This is a genomic window from Thermoactinospora rubra (assembly GCF_002093975.1).
Classification (GTDB): domain Bacteria; phylum Actinomycetota; class Actinomycetes; order Streptosporangiales; family Streptosporangiaceae; genus Nonomuraea; species Nonomuraea rubra_A.
On record NZ_MSZZ01000011.1, the window covers coordinates 89,779 to 103,182 of the forward strand.

Consider the following 13,404-nt stretch of genomic DNA (forward strand, 5'->3'; position numbering starts at 1 on the left):
CGTGACGGCATGACGGTGACCTCCGAATCAACGACCTTCGATTCGACGAACCCGGCGACCGGCGAGGTCGTGGGCAGCTACCCCAAGCAGACCGCCGAGGAGGTGCGCGAGGCCGTCGGCAGGGCGGAGGAGGCGGCCCGGTGGTGGGCGGACCTCGGCTGGGCCGAGCGCAGGCTGCGGCTGCTGGACTTCAAGGCCGTCCTCACCCGCGAGGCGCGGTCGCTGGCCCGGCTGGTCCACGAGGAGACGGGCAAGCCGGTGGGCGACGCCGCGCTGGAGATCGTCCTGGCCGTCACGCACCTGGACTGGGCCGCCCGCAACGCCCGCAAGGTGCTCGGCCCGCGCCGCGTCCGCACCGACCTGGTCACCCTCAACATGGCGGCCACGCTGGAGTACCTCCCGCTGGGCGTCGTCGGCGTCATCGGGCCGTGGAACTACCCGGTCTTCACCCCGATGGGCTCGATCGGCTACGCCCTGGCCGCCGGCAACGCGGTGGTCTTCAAGCCCAGCGAGTACACCCCGGGTGTCGGCGTACGGCTGGCCGAGCTGTTCCGCGAGTCCGTGCCCGAGCAGCCGGTCTTCCAGACGGTGACCGGCCTGGGCGAGACCGGGGCGCACCTGGCCGGGGACCCGCGGGTCAAGAAGATCGCCTTCACCGGGTCCACGGCGACCGCCAAGCGCGTCATGGCCGCCTGCGCGGAGAACCTCACGCCCATCGTGGCCGAGTGCGGCGGCAAGGACGCCTTCATCGTCGACGCCGACGCCGACGTGGCGGCCGCGGCCGACGCCTGCCTGTGGGGCGCGATGTCCAACGCCGGGCAGACCTGCGTCGGCGTCGAGCGCGTCTACGTCGTCGACGCGGTGTACGAGCCGTTCATGAAGGCGCTGCGCGAGAAGGCGGCGGGGATCAAGGCGGGCGAGCAGTACGGGCCCATCACCATGCCGGGCCAGCTCGACGTCATCAAGCGGCACATCGACGCCGCCGCCAAGAGCGGGAAGGTCGTGCTGGGCGGCCCGGAGTCGGTCCGCGCGCCGTACGTCGACCCGGTCATCGTCGAGGACGTCCCCGAGGACTCCCCGGCCGTGCGCGAGGAGACCTTCGGGCCGACCATCACCGTGCGCCGCACCCGGGACGCGCAGGAGGCGCTGGAGCTGGCCAACGCCTCGTCGTACGGCCTGGCGGGCACGATCTTCTCGCGCAACGCCCGGCGGGCCACGGAGCTGGCCAGGCTCATGCGCAGCGGCATGACCGCCATCAACTCGGTGATCTCCTTCGCCGCCATCCCCGCGCTGCCCTTCGGCGGCGTCGGCGACTCCGGCTTCGGCCGCATCCACGGCGCCGACGGGCTGCGGGAGTTCGCCCGGCCCAAGGCGATCTCGCGGCAGCGCTTCGCCGTTCCCGGCATGAACCTGACCAGTTTCACCCGCGGTGAGGCGGAGATGGAGCGCTTGTTGAAGCTGGTCACGTTCATCCACGGCCGCCGGAAAAGGTAAGTCTTTTCCAAATTGGATCATCCGTCGATAATGGTGGGTTCTGGGGGCCCACGATCACGACGGACGGGGTGCGGATGAACCGGTCCTACCGGGGCATGTCAGCTGAACAACGGCTGGCCGACAGACGAGAGCGGCTCATGTCGGCCGCATACACGCTGTATGCGAGCCTGGGCTTCGCCGCGACGACGATCGAAAGGCTCTGCGCGGAGGCGCGCATCTCCAACCGCGCCTTCTACGAGTGCTTCGGAAGCAGGGAGGAGTTGCTTCAAGCGGTCCACAGCCGCTGCATGGAAGAAAGCCTCGCCGTGGTGTCCCAGGCCTTACAGGAGGCCTCGGACGAGGGCATAGACCAGCAGATCAGGGCGGGCATCGAGGCGTACATGGCGTTCGCGACCTCCGACCGGAGGCGGGCCCGCATCCTGCACCTGGAGGTGCGCAGGTCCGGACATGTCCTCACCAACGCCCGGCAACGCGGCGTCGAGGCCTTCGCCCAGCTCATCGAGGACACGATGAAGGACACCGCGCCTTCCCCTCGCATCAACCCCCACCTGCTCGCCCTGGCGCTCATAGGAGCGATCCAGGAGCTGCTCATCGAGTGGGTCGTCAACGATCCGCCGCCGCCGGTGGAGCAGCTCGCCGAGGTGGCCGTCCACATCTTCCACAGGGCCTACCTGCCGGCCGGCGACCCGGCATGAGGGAGGGGCAGGAGCGGCTGATCGCCACCTGCCCCTCGTCTATCGGCTTCCGGCGCACTCCCGAACCCACCGGAGACCGCCCTCACGCCGCCGCTGCCGCGGACGCCTCCACGCACAGGACCCGATTCAGCCGGGTCACGGCCAGCACCCGCATCACCCGCGGCGGCACATTGCGGAGCACGAGGCGGCGATGCGCGCCAAGTGCGCGCCGATGCGTGCCCACGAGCACACCCAGGCCGGTGGCGTCGATCATCTCCACCGCGGACAGGTCTGCCACCAGATCTCCGTCGCCGGAGTCGACCGCCTCGTGCAGCCTCTGGCGCACTCCCGCGACGGTTCCGGCGTCGAGCCGCGATCCGATCACGACCACCTGCGCTCCGGGAGTACCGCGAACTCGCATGCCTCCTCCTCATCTACGCCGCGGTCGTCACGCGGCGTAGCCATACACCCTCAGGCGGTGCACTTACTTCCTTAGGGCTACCCCGTTACAGCCATCCCATGTCAGCCGCGATGCGGATCGCCGTGATCCGGTTGCCCGCGCCCAGCTTGGTCATGGCGCTGGACAGGTAGTTGCGGACGGTGCCCTCCGTCAGGTGCATGGCCCGCGCGATCTCGCCGACCGACGAACCGGCGGCGGCCAGCGCCAGGGCGTCGCGCTCACGCTCGGTCAGCGGGTTCTGCGCGGCCATCATCGCGGAGGCGGCCAGCTCGGGGTCGAGGTAGCGGCCGCCGGCGTGCACCTTCCTGATCGCGTTGGCCAGCTCGGCCGCGGGGGCGTCCTTGGGGATGAAGCCACGCACCCCGGCCGCCAGCGCCCGGCGCAGGTAGCCGGGGCGGCCGAAGCTGGTGAGGATGACGACGGCGTGCCCGGGCGGCAGCGACTCGGCCACCGCGATGCCGTCCTTGCCGGGCATCTCGATGTCGAGGACGAGCACGTCGGGCCCGTGCCGCTCCACCGCGGCGGCCACCTCGTCCCCCCTGCCGACCTGGACGACCACCTCCAGGTCCGGCTCCAGGCCCAGCAGGGTGGCGATGGCCTCCCGCACCAGGTGCTCGTCGTCGGCGAGCAGGATCCTGATCACTTACCCAACCTCTCCACCGTGCTCACCGTGCTCCGGGCGGCGCGGCGGGCCGCCGTACGGGATCTTGGCCGACAGGACGTACTCGCCGGGCCTGGGGCCCGGTCCGGCGGTCAGCGTGCCGCCCAGGGCGGTGACGCGCTCGGTCATCCCGATCACGCCGCTGCCCGCCGTGCCGGCCGGACCCCGCATCCCGTCGTTGGCCAGCGTGAGCTCCACGCGGTCGGGCGCGGCGGCCACCGTGATGCGGCACCACGTGGCGTCGGCGTGCCGCAGCACGTTGGTGCTGCCCTCGCGCACCAGCCAGGCCAGCACCGTGCCGACCTCGTGCGGCAGCTCCTGGCCGGGCAGCCGCAGCCGGCAGGCGATGCCGGCGGCCTCCAGCACGGCCCGCACGCTGCGTAGCTCGGCGGCCAGGTCGACGGTGCGGTAGCCCTGCACGACCTCCCGGATCTCGCGCAACGCCTCCCTGGCCAGCCCGCGCGCCTCCCTCATCTGCGTCTCGGCGGCGGCCGCGTCGGTTCCGGCCAGCCGGGCGGCGAGCTCGCACTTGACCGCGATGGCCGACAGCCTGTGCCCCACCACGTCGTGCAGGTCGCGGGAGAACCGCAGCCGCTCCTCGGTGACCGCCAGCTTGGCCTGCGCCTCGCGGCCCTCCTGGGCGGCCGCCACCACCTGCCAGAACCAGAACTGGAACCGGCTGGCCAGCACGGTGATGCCGCCGACCACGCCGTAGAAGAACAGCACGCCCTCGCCGGGCGACAGCGCGTAGCTGACGGCGAGCGTGCCCAGGTAGACGAGGACGGCGACGAGGCGGGTCGTGTTCAGCACGGCCAGCGCCCCCCAGCAGATCCCCAGCAGCCCCATGGGGATCGGCTCCCGGTTGAAGACCACCATGAGCGCGACGGCGATGGCCGCGGTGGCGGCCAGCTCCCTGATCGCGACGCGCCCGGCGACGGCGGCCCTGGCGGCCCGCACATAGAGATGGCTGAACAGCGCCAGCGCCGGGACGGCCACCGCGAACCCCAGGAGCAGATTGTCCGGCTTGTCCGTCAGGTAGACCGCCAGGCCCATCCAGGGCATGACGACGACCCCGGCGACCGACCACAGGGTCGCCCGCCGGAGCCGCTCGAACTGCCGGGTCATCCGCGTCTCGGATCCCACCGGAACAGCCACCTCGCCAGCAGCGTCGCGACGATCAGCCACGCCACGAGGGCGCCGAAAGAAGGAAGCGCGGCCAGCCACTGGTGCACAATATCCACTTTGTCACCATTCGGAGTGACACCCGAGTAGGCCATCCGCATCAGCCCCACGATCGGGGTGGACGGCAGGATCTCGGCGGCCACGCGCATCGGCGTGGGCATGTCCCCCAGAGGCACCATGACCGGCGAGACGAACAGGGCCAGCAGGATGACCGGCGTCACGGCGAGCTGCGCCAGCTCGGCGTTGCGCGAGATGCCGGAGAAGGCGGCGGCCAGCGGCTCGAACACCGCCACGCCGAGCACCGCGGCCACGATCATCAGGGGGACGTTGACCGGCAGCTCGCCGGTCTTGTGGTGGATCCAGACCGCCAGCACGGCCAGCTGCACCGCGTAGACCGCCAGCGCGCCGAGCCCGGCACCCCCCATGATCGCCACCGGGGAGGGCTGGCCGCCGAGCAGGCGCTTGAGCACCAGCTCCTCCCGCCTGCTGGTGAAGGAGCTCACGAGGTTGAGGAACACCGCGAACACCAGCATCATCCCCGGCAGGCCGGTGAGCACGAACAGCCCCTGCGGCCCCTCGGCCCCCATGCCGAACATGAAGCCGAGCAGCAGCGGCATCAGCATCGCGTTGAACAGCGCCGTCTGGTTGCGTCCCAGCAGCCTCAGGTCGACGCGCGCCAGCCGTACGGCATGCAGGATCTCGGTCCTCACCATCCCGGTCCCTATCTCGATCCTCATCGCCTGCCCGCCTTCACCACGCCGAGGAAGACGTCCTCCAGCGTCCCCGGCCGCACCTGGAGCCGGTCGAGCGCCACCCCGTGCTCGTCGGCCCAGGAGAACAGCCGGCGGAGGGCGTCGTGCGCCCCGCCCGGGAGCGTGTAGACGACCTGCCTGCCGTTGACCACCGGCGCGACGCCGCCCAGGGCCGGAGGCGGCACCTGCGGGATCCGGAAGGCGATCCGGTCGCCGCTCCCGGCCACGACGTCCTCGACCGTGCCGTAGGCGTGGATCACGCCCTCGTGCATGATCGCCAGCCGGTCGGCGAGCCGCTCGGCCTCCTCCAGGTAGTGCGTGGTGAGCAGGATCGTGGCGCCCTCGGCGCGGAGCTTGCCGATGACCTCCCAGGTGGCCAGCCGCGCCTCGGGGTCCATGCCGGTCGTGGGCTCGTCGAGGAACAGCACCTCCGGCCGGGACACGACGGCCATGGCGAGGTCCAGGCGGCGCTTCTCGCCGCCCGACAGCTGCCTGACCTTCGTCCTGGCCCTCGCCGTGAGGCCCACCAGCTCCAGCGGATCCTCCTCCAGCGGGGCGCGGCCGGTGTCGGCGCACATGCCCCGCCACAGCTGGATGGTCTCCGCCGTGGTCAGGTCGCCGAAGAAGCCCGCCTCCTGGAGCATGATGCTCATCCGCGGCCGCAGCACGCGCCGGTCGCGATACGGGTCCAGCTCCAGCACCCGGACCCGGCCCCCGTCTGCCCTGGCGAACCCCGCCAGGACCTCCATCGTGGTGGTCTTGCCCGCGCCGTTGGTCCCGAGCAACGCGAACAGCTCCCCCGAGCCCACCTCGAACGAAATCCCCCTCACCGCCTGGTAGCCGCCGTAGCTGCGGCGCAACTCCTCGACCTCGATGGCGTTCATGGCCTCGATCCTGGTCGAGGCGCGATCTCGCAGGTAGTCGCCGATGTCAGCGGTTCGGGATGAGGAGCGCGGAGCTCGCCCATGACATCTGTCATGGACGCCGCCCCGCCCCCAGGGGCCCGGATCAGCCGAGGGCCTGGGCCAGGCGCCGCCGCGTCGTCGCCCACGCCTGGCTGCCCGGGTCGATGACCTCGAAATGGCCGGCGCCCGGCAGGCCGATCAGCTCGCAGTCGTCGCCCGCCGCCCGCGCCGCCCGGTGGTAGCGGACGCTCATCTCGTAGGGCACCGAGTCGTCGGCGGTGCCGTGCACGAGGATCTGCCGCACGCCCAGCGGCAGCAGCTCCGCCGGGGAGGCCAGCCGGTAGAGCTCGGGCGCCTCCTCGGCGGTGGCGCCGACCAGCTCGGCCGCCGCGTCGTCCGACAGCCTCCAGGCGTGGGCCAGCCGCAGGTCCGCGACGGGCGCGAGCCCGACGACGACGCGCAGCCGCACCTTCCCGCCGGCGCCCCACGGCGTGCGCGTCCTGGCCGGCAGCCACGCGGCCAGGTGGCCGCCGGCCGAGTGGCCGACGACGCCGACGCGCGCCAGGTCGAGCGGGTACGCGGCGGCCAGCTCCGCCAGCGCCTCCAGCCCGGCCGCGACGTCGGCGAAGGTGCCCGGCAGGCCGCCCCCGGGGTCGCCGACCCTGCGGTACTCCAGGTTCCACGCGGCGAAGCCGGCCGTGGCCAGGTCGTGCGCCAGGGCGTGCATGAGGTCCAGGCGGTAGCGGCTGCGCCAGAAGCCGCCGTGGACGAGCACCACGACGGGGTGCGGCGGCGTGCCGGCCCGCGGCAGCCACAGCTCGCCGTACTGGTCGGGCTCCTCGCCGTACGGCACGCGCACGCCCCCGCCGGGCACGGTGAAGCGGGACAGCTCGGGCGGATAGGCATTGCCAGGGACGGCCACGCAGGCTCCACAGCTTCTCGGAGAACCGCTTGGTGAGTGTCGATCGTAGAGAGCCCACGCCCGGGGAGCCACCCGTCCCGCCGGCGATCCGCTCCGCCACGGGGGTCAGGGAGAACAGCGGGGCCCGGCGGGAAGGGCCTCGGAGCGAAGACCGGCCCGTGTCTAGACTGGCTCCGTGCGCGTTCTTCTGGTCGAAGACGATGATCGGTTAGCCGCGGCGCTGACCACCGCGCTCCAGCGGCACGCCATCGTGGTCCGGCGGGTGGCACGCGCCACCGACGCCCTGCGCCTGGCCGGCGACGCCGACTTCGTCCTGCTGGACCTGGGCCTGCCCGACATGGACGGCGTGGACCTCCTGCGACGGCTGCGCCGGGTGTCGACCGTCCCGGTCATCGTGCTCACCGCCCGCTCCGAGGAGCGCGACGTCCTGCGCGGCCTGCGCAGCGGGGCCGACGACTACCTGGTCAAGCCGTTCCGCACCAGCGAGCTGCTGGCCCGCATGGAGGCGGTGGTCCGCCGCGGCACCCGCCCGCTGCCCCGGACCGACCAGGTGGTCACGGTGGGCGACGTGCGCATCGACCTGGCCGCCAGGCAGGTGAGCGTGGCGGGCGAGCCGGTCACGCTCACCCGGCGGGAGTTCGAGGTGCTGGCGATGCTGGCCCGCCAGCCGGGCGTGGTGCGCAGCCGCGAGGAGATCCTCGACGAGGTGTGGGGCGACCCGCTGCTGTCGGCCTCGCGCTCGCTGGATGTGCACGTGGCCGGCCTGCGCGCCAAGACCGGCCGTCCCGGCCTGGTGGAGACGCTCCGAGGCACCGGATACCGCCTAGGCGTGTCGTGAGGCGCCGGCTGGTCGTCACCTTCACGACGCTGATCGTGCTCATGATCGCGTCGCTGGCGGTGCCGCTCGGCCTGGCCTACTCCACCCACCGCACCAACCGGCTCCTGCTCGACCGGCGGGCCGACGCCACCCGCTTCGCCGAGCTGGCCGACCTCAGCGTCCGCGACGGCGAGCCCACCGCCCTGGCCGAGGAGATCACCCGCTACGCCGAGCTGTACGGCGCGGCCGTCAGGGTCCTCGACCGCGAGGGCGGCGTCCTGGCCCAGGCCGGCGTCATGACCGCCGACCACCGCGAGGCCGTACGGCTGGCGCTGTCCGGTAGGACGACCGAGGACCTGCCCGCCATCACCCCCTTCGGCCCCGCCACCGTGCTGATCGCCGAACCGGTCGGCAGCGACTCGCAGTTGTCCGGCGTCGTGCTCCTCCAGGCCCCCGCCACCCAGGCCCGGAGCGAGGTCGCCGTGGTGTGGGGAACGCTGGCGCTGGCCGCGGTGATCTCGCTCGGGTACGGCGTGCTGGCGGCCAGGCGGCTCACCCGGTGGATCATGCGCCCGGTGATCGAGCTCGACCGCACGACGCAGGCGATCGCCGAGGGCAAGCTCGACACGCGCGCCGTACCGGAGGCCGGCCCGTCCGAGCTGCGCGAGCTGGAGGAGCGCTTCAACGCGATGGCCGACGCCGTGTCCGCCGCGATGGAGCGGCAGCGGGCGTTCGTGGCCGACGCCTCGCACGAGCTGCGCACCCCGCTGACCGGGCTGATCCTGCGGATGGAGAACCTCGAGCCCTACCTGAAGGAGTCGGGCAGGGAGGAGTACGAGGAGGCGCTGGCCGAGGCGTCCAGGCTGGCCCAGCTCGTGGACGACCTGCTCGCCCTCGCGAGGATCGAGGCGGTCGGCGTGGTGAAGAAGACCGACGTGGCCGCCCAGCTGGCCGCCCGGCTGAGGACGTGGCGCGAGGTGTACGCGGCCAAGCGGCTCACGCTCACCGCCGACCTGCCCGCGTCCTGGACCGGGCCGGAGGCGATGATCAGGATCGCCGACATCGCCCTGGACAACGCGCACAAGTTCGTCCCGGAGGGCGGGACCGTGTCGGTGACGCTGTCGGGTAGCACGCTCCGCATCCAGGACGACGGGCCGGGACTCGACGCGGAGCAGCGGCGCGACGCGCTCAGCCGGTTCTGGCGGTCGGCCGAGCACGCGAACGTGCCGGGCAGCGGCCTCGGGCTGGCGATCGCCGCCGAGCTGGCCCAGCTGTGCGGCGGCACGCTGCGGCTGCTGCCCGCCGAGCCCCGTGGCCTGGTGGTGGAGTTCTCTCAGCCGTAGACGGACCGGTAATAGCGGGCCGCCCCCGGGTGCAGCGGCACGACGCCGGTGCCGATGGCGTAGCGCCTGGCCAGCACCATGCCCGGCGCGTTGGGCGCGCCGATCTTGTCGCGGCTCTCGAACAGCACCCTGGTGACGTCGTAGGCGACGTCCTCCGGGAGCCCGACGCGGCACACCATGTAGCTCGGCGTGCCCACCGTCTGGACGGGCTCCGGCGAGCCGTACACCCCGGTGGGCACCAAAGCCGTCTCGTAGACGATGCCGTAGGTCCTGCGCAGCCGGCCCACCACGTCGCCCAGGGGCACCAGCCGCAGGCCGCGCCGTGCCGCCAGGGCGGGCGTGGGGACGCCGCCCGACCAGAACGCCGCGTCGATCGCCTTCGACTGCAGGGCGTCGAGCGACTCGTCCAGGCCCATGTTGCGGGTCTGGACCCGAAGCCCCATGATCTCCAGCACTCGCAGCGCGGTGAGCTGCGTCCCCGAGCCCTCCAGGCCGACGGAGACCTTCTTCCCGGCCAGGTCCCTCGCCCTGGTGATCGGCGAGGAGGCGGTGACGACCAGGTGCACGTAGTTCATGTACATCCTGGCCAGGGCCGCCACGGGCCGGCGCCGGTGGCGGACGAACGTGTCGGCGCTGTCGGCCAGCGCGAGCCCGAGGTCGGCGTGGTTGTCCGCGAGCTTGGTGAGGTTCTCGACGCTGCCCGTGCTCGGGATCGCCGTGGTCGTCAGCCCGCTTGCGGTCAGCTCGGCGGCGAACCGGCTGCCCAGCGCTTCGTACAGCCCGCCCGCGGTCCCCGTCACCAGCCGCAGCCTGCCCGCGTTCGGCCTCTCGGCGGCGCATCCCGTCATCCCCAGCAGGCTCAGCAGCAGGAACGCTCGGCGGGATGGCGGCACGCCACAAGGCTGGCACGCCGACCGGCGTTCGCCAAGGGAAACGGCGGCGAAACGTCGGCGACACGAAAGGGCCGCCTCTCTCGCGGTGGAGGGGTCTCCCGCACGCCGCCGAGGCCCCTGGTAGCTTCGTTGTCCTCGAACTTTTGGCTTCTAACCATAGACATGACACAAACTTCAACGAAGTGGCGGCTTCTGGCCGCCGTCGTCGCGGTGAGCGCCGTCGCCTTCCTGCTGTCCCCCCGGCCCCCGTCGCTCGGGCCCGAGACCACCGGCGACGCCGCGCTGGCCCGGGCCGTACGGCAGGCCGCCGACGGCGGCGCCCACCGCGGGCTCGCGGTGGCCCTGATCGAGAACGGGCGGATCCGGCTGGCAGGCGTCGGCGTCACCGGCGGGCCGGCCTCCTCGCCCGTGTCGGCGACCACGGCCTTCGAGATCGGCTCCATCACCAAGGCCATGACCGGCATGCTGCTGGCCGAGCTGAAGGTGCCGGCCGGCACCAAGATCAGCGAGCTGCTGCCCGCGGTCCGGTTCGAACACCGCGAGGTCGCCGACGCCACGCTCGCCGAGCTGGCCTCCCACCGCGCCGGGCTGCCGCGCGTGCCGACGACGCCCAAGCTGCTGGCGCTGAGCTACCTGTTCAACCTCACCGGCCTGGACCCCTACCGGGGAACCGGCCCCCGGGAGCTGCTGGCCGACGCGGCGAGCGCCTCGGCCTCGGAGCGGGGCCAGGTCTCCTACTCCAACATCGGCATGGCCGTGCTCGGGCTGGCGCTCGCCGAATCGCAGGGCGTGCCGTACGGCGAGCTGTTACGGACGCGGATCCTCCAGCCCCTCGGCATGTCGGCCACCGCCGTCCTCGGCCCCGGCGACCCGCTGCCCGCCGGTCGCGCCCACGGGTCCAAGGCCAACGGCATGCCGATGGATCCCTGGCGCGGCCACGGATACAACCCGGCCGGGGTCGGCGTCTGGTCCACCGCACGCGATCTCGCGGTCCTCGTCAAGGCCGTGATGGACGGCTCCGCGCCCGGCGCGGAAGCCGCCGAGCCCCGCTTCGCCGACACTCCCAAGCAGCGCGTCGGCTACGGGTGGTTCACCACCGACTTCGGCGGCAGGCAGGTCACCTGGCACAACGGCGGGACCGGCGGCTTCAGCGGCTTCGCCGGCTTCGACCGCGCGGCGGGGCGCGGCGTGGTCGTCCTCGGCAACACCGACGCGAGCGTCGACGCGCTGGCCCTGCGGCTGCTGGGCGCCGACCCGTCGGACCGGGAGGACTCCCTGCCTATCCTCATGCTGCTCGTCACGCTCGTGCTGACGTTCAGCCCAGGACTGGAGGCGTGGTTCGGGCGCCGGCCGCACGAGCTGACGGCCGCCGCGTCCAAGGTGCTGTGGGGACTGTTCTCGCTGCTCCTGGCATGGGCGGTCGGCCCGTGGTCGATCCTTCCGCCGGTGGCGTGGGCGCTGGGCGCGGGCCTGCTCGCCGGCGGGGTCCTGCGCTGGCGGGGCCTGTCCTTCGCGCCGGCGGGGCCATGGCCGTGGGTGCGGATCGCGATTCCCATCCTGCTGGGCATCGCGTGGCTGGCCCTGTAGGGGCCGGGGCGATCTCGTGACTCTAGAGTGGGGGCATGACGCGAGCCGACAAGGACAATCCCGTCGTCCTGTCCAAGATCTACACCAGGACGGGCGACGACGGCACCACGGCCCTGGGTGACATGAGCCGGACGGCGAAGACCGATCCCCGGCTGGCGGCCTACGCCGACGTGGAGGAGGCCAACGCGCACATCGGGCTGGCGTTGTCCTTCGGGACGCTGGCGCCGGAGATCGCCCAGGTGCTGGGCCGCGTGCAGAACGAGCTGTTCGACCTCGGCGCGGACCTGGCCACGCCCGTCCGCCCGGACCCGGAGTTCCCGCCGCTGCGCGTCGAGCCGTCCTCCATCGAATGGCTGGAGTCCCAGTGCGACCGCTTCAACGCCCGGCTCAAGCCCCTGCGCAGCTTCATCCTGCCCGGCGGCGACCCCGCCACCGCCCAGCTGCACGTCGCGCGGGTCACCGTACGGCGAGCCGAGCGCACGACGTGGGCGGCCCTGCAGGCCCACGACGACGTCAACCCGCTCACCGCGAAGTACCTGAACCGCCTGTCGGACCTGCTGTTCATCCTGTGCCGGGTGGCGCACGACGGCACCGAGGTCCTCTGGAAGCCCGGCGGCACCCGTTAGTTCAGGTCGGGGGTCTCGACCTCTACCGTGCCGAGCGCCTGGGCGGCCTTGGCCAGGCGGAGATCGTGCGTCACCAGCGGCACGTCCAACACCTCCGCGAGCGCTACGTAGGCCGCATCGTAGGCCGACAGCGAATGGCGAAGGTCCCAGATGCGGCGCGACATCTCCGGCGTCACCGCATGATGACTCAGCCTGAGGCTGCGATAGAGCTCCAAGACATCCGCTACGCTCTCCGCCTCCAGCGACCCGCGTAGCGCCATCTTCCGGAGCACTGCATGCAGTTCGTAGTCGATGAGAAACGGCGCGCTGATCCACGGCACGCTGCTCAGCAGCAGATTCAGCTCTCGGACGTCATCCGCTTCCCCCGTCAGTGCGTCAACCACCGCCGAGGCATCCACGACCAGCGAGCTCACCGGTCCCGGTCCTCCCTGATCAGCTCGGCGGCGAGCCCGGGCCGAGGACGCTTCTTCCCTCGCATTCTCTCCTGAGCCGCTCTGAGTACCTCGCCGATGGGTGGCTTCCCCTCAATTTGCGCGATACGGCGCAACAGGTACTCCGAGATCGTCAGCCCTTCTTCGCGCGCGCGCTTGGCCACGGCCGCGTGCAGCTCCGGAGGCACGTTCCTGATCTGGAAAGTCTCAGCCATCACACCTCAACGCTAACATGCGCACTGCATGCACGTCCGGCGATTCAGCGATGCGGGGAGGGGTCCAGGTGCGAGGACGGCGGGGCCGACTCCAGCCACGCCAGGAAGCCCGTCATCGCGTCCTCGCTCATCGCCAGCGACACCTCGCCGCAGTCCACCGCCCACAGGCCGCCCTCGATGCGGCGGCGGGCGGAAACAGTCAGGCCGCGCCTCGCGATCGCGTGACGCGGCCTGAGCCGTACCCCCCACAGGGGGATCCAGTGGAGCTCGCCGGCGGAGTATCGGGCCACCCCGCTGCGCCAGCCCCGCGTGCCGGCGCTGAGGCGACACGGCACGGAGGCACGGGAGATCAGGAAACGGCGGAGGGCGACGAGCAGCAGGAGCACCAGACAAATGGACAGGATCGTCAGTGCCGCCCCCATCGCCGCCCTTTCGCGTGAGC

Annotated in this window: 16 protein-coding genes; 6 read left to right on the forward strand and 10 right to left on the reverse strand. The window is 72.2% G+C overall.

Annotated elements, in window-relative coordinates:
- Positions 1-9: 9 nt before the first annotated feature.
- Together BSB02_RS20565 and BSB02_RS20570 are read left to right on the forward strand one after the other, a co-directional pair.
- On the forward strand, positions 10-1,494 hold the full coding sequence (locus BSB02_RS20565; protein ID WP_084960778.1) for an aldehyde dehydrogenase family protein: 1,485 nt from the start codon (positions 10-12) through the stop codon (positions 1,492-1,494).
- Positions 1,495-1,589: 95 nt separating this feature from the next.
- The gene (locus tag BSB02_RS20570) at positions 1,590-2,189 is read left to right on the forward strand and encodes a TetR/AcrR family transcriptional regulator (protein ID WP_084960780.1); all 600 of its coding nucleotides are present in this window, start codon (positions 1,590-1,592) and stop codon (positions 2,187-2,189) included.
- An 82-nt stretch (positions 2,190-2,271) separates the two neighbouring features.
- On the opposite strand, the gene BSB02_RS20575 is transcribed toward BSB02_RS20570, so the two are convergent.
- The 6 genes from BSB02_RS20575 to BSB02_RS20600 form a co-directional block, all read right to left on the reverse strand.
- Entirely contained in the window at positions 2,272-2,589 is a 318-nt protein-coding gene (locus tag BSB02_RS20575) for an STAS domain-containing protein (RefSeq protein WP_084960782.1), read from the reverse strand.
- 85 nt (positions 2,590-2,674) lie between these two features.
- A complete protein-coding gene (locus tag BSB02_RS20580; protein WP_084960783.1) occupies positions 2,675-3,271 on the reverse strand; it encodes a response regulator transcription factor in 597 nt (198 codons plus the stop codon).
- Positions 3,272-4,432, reverse strand: a complete 1,161-nt coding sequence (locus BSB02_RS20585) for a sensor histidine kinase (protein ID WP_143590938.1) — start codon at positions 4,430-4,432, stop codon at positions 3,272-3,274. It lies immediately after the preceding gene.
- Positions 4,411-5,184, reverse strand: a complete 774-nt coding sequence (locus BSB02_RS20590; RefSeq protein ID WP_206184799.1) for an ABC transporter permease — start codon at positions 5,182-5,184, stop codon at positions 4,411-4,413. Before BSB02_RS20590 ends, BSB02_RS20585 begins: the two co-directional genes overlap by 22 nt.
- 20 nt (positions 5,185-5,204) lie before the next feature.
- Positions 5,205-6,107 carry an ABC transporter ATP-binding protein gene (locus BSB02_RS20595; RefSeq protein ID WP_084960789.1) on the reverse strand — a complete coding sequence of 301 codons (903 nt, stop codon included), beginning with the start codon at positions 6,105-6,107 and terminating at the stop codon, positions 5,205-5,207.
- 124 nt (positions 6,108-6,231) lie between these two features.
- Positions 6,232-7,050, reverse strand: a complete 819-nt coding sequence (locus tag BSB02_RS20600) for an alpha/beta hydrolase (protein WP_206184800.1) — start codon at positions 7,048-7,050, stop codon at positions 6,232-6,234.
- Between the two features lie 175 nt (positions 7,051-7,225).
- On the opposite strand from BSB02_RS20600, the gene BSB02_RS20605 reads away from it, so the two are divergent.
- Both BSB02_RS20605 and BSB02_RS20610 read left to right on the forward strand, forming a co-directional pair.
- On the forward strand, positions 7,226-7,888 hold the full coding sequence (locus BSB02_RS20605) for a response regulator transcription factor (protein ID WP_084960791.1): 663 nt from the start codon (positions 7,226-7,228) through the stop codon (positions 7,886-7,888).
- Entirely contained in the window at positions 7,885-9,210 is a 1,326-nt protein-coding gene (locus tag BSB02_RS20610) for a sensor histidine kinase (protein ID WP_143590940.1), read from the forward strand. Before BSB02_RS20605 ends, BSB02_RS20610 begins: the two co-directional genes overlap by 4 nt.
- Here BSB02_RS20610 and BSB02_RS20615 read toward each other — a convergent pair.
- Complete coding sequence (locus BSB02_RS20615; RefSeq protein WP_206184801.1) at positions 9,201-10,103, reverse strand: TAXI family TRAP transporter solute-binding subunit; 903 nt, start codon at positions 10,101-10,103, stop codon at positions 9,201-9,203. The genes BSB02_RS20610 and BSB02_RS20615 overlap by 10 nt on opposite strands.
- Positions 10,104-10,265: 162 nt before the next feature.
- Between BSB02_RS20615 and BSB02_RS20620 the strand changes: the two genes are divergently transcribed.
- Positions 10,266-11,690 (forward strand): serine hydrolase domain-containing protein, encoded by a 1,425-nt coding sequence (locus tag BSB02_RS20620; protein ID WP_084960795.1) that lies wholly within the window; start codon positions 10,266-10,268, stop codon positions 11,688-11,690.
- 35 nt (positions 11,691-11,725) lie between these two features.
- Positions 11,726-12,316, forward strand: coding sequence for a cob(I)yrinic acid a,c-diamide adenosyltransferase (locus tag BSB02_RS20625; protein WP_084960797.1), 591 nt, complete (start codon positions 11,726-11,728; stop codon positions 12,314-12,316).
- Here the strand turns inward: BSB02_RS20625 and BSB02_RS20630 are convergent.
- From BSB02_RS20630 to BSB02_RS20640, 3 genes are read right to left on the reverse strand one after another with little or no spacing between them, the layout of a single operon-like run.
- Positions 12,313-12,729 (reverse strand): type II toxin-antitoxin system VapC family toxin, encoded by a 417-nt coding sequence (locus BSB02_RS20630; protein ID WP_084960799.1) that lies wholly within the window; start codon positions 12,727-12,729, stop codon positions 12,313-12,315. The two genes, BSB02_RS20625 and BSB02_RS20630, sit on opposite strands and share 4 nt — an antisense overlap.
- Positions 12,726-12,962 carry a hypothetical protein gene (locus BSB02_RS20635; protein WP_084960801.1) on the reverse strand — a complete coding sequence of 79 codons (237 nt, stop codon included), beginning with the start codon at positions 12,960-12,962 and terminating at the stop codon, positions 12,726-12,728. The genes BSB02_RS20630 and BSB02_RS20635 overlap by 4 nt, the downstream gene beginning before the upstream one ends.
- A gap of 44 nt (positions 12,963-13,006) precedes the next feature.
- A complete protein-coding gene (locus BSB02_RS20640) occupies positions 13,007-13,384 on the reverse strand; it encodes a DUF2550 family protein (protein WP_084960804.1) in 378 nt (125 codons plus the stop codon).
- Positions 13,385-13,404: the final 20 nt, after the last annotated feature.

Bases quoted from the DNA above. Each gene is read 5' to 3' on its own strand.
- BSB02_RS20620 (WP_084960795.1), top strand. From the start codon at position 10,266: ATGACACAAACTTCAACGAAGTGGCGGCTTCTGGCCGCCGTCGTCGCG.
- BSB02_RS20640 (WP_084960804.1), bottom strand. From the start codon at position 13,384: ATGGGGGCGGCACTGACGATCCTGTCCATTTGTCTGGTGCTCCTGCTG.
- BSB02_RS20565 (WP_084960778.1), top strand. From the start codon at position 10: ATGACGGTGACCTCCGAATCAACGACCTTCGATTCGACGAACCCGGCG.
- BSB02_RS20625 (WP_084960797.1), top strand. From the start codon at position 11,726: ATGACGCGAGCCGACAAGGACAATCCCGTCGTCCTGTCCAAGATCTAC.
- BSB02_RS20590 (WP_206184799.1), bottom strand. From the start codon at position 5,184: ATGGTGAGGACCGAGATCCTGCATGCCGTACGGCTGGCGCGCGTCGAC.
- BSB02_RS20575 (WP_084960782.1), bottom strand. From the start codon at position 2,589: ATGCGAGTTCGCGGTACTCCCGGAGCGCAGGTGGTCGTGATCGGATCG.
- BSB02_RS20635 (WP_084960801.1), bottom strand. From the start codon at position 12,962: ATGGCTGAGACTTTCCAGATCAGGAACGTGCCTCCGGAGCTGCACGCG.
- BSB02_RS20570 (WP_084960780.1), top strand. From the start codon at position 1,590: ATGTCAGCTGAACAACGGCTGGCCGACAGACGAGAGCGGCTCATGTCG.
- BSB02_RS20595 (WP_084960789.1), bottom strand. From the start codon at position 6,107: ATGAACGCCATCGAGGTCGAGGAGTTGCGCCGCAGCTACGGCGGCTAC.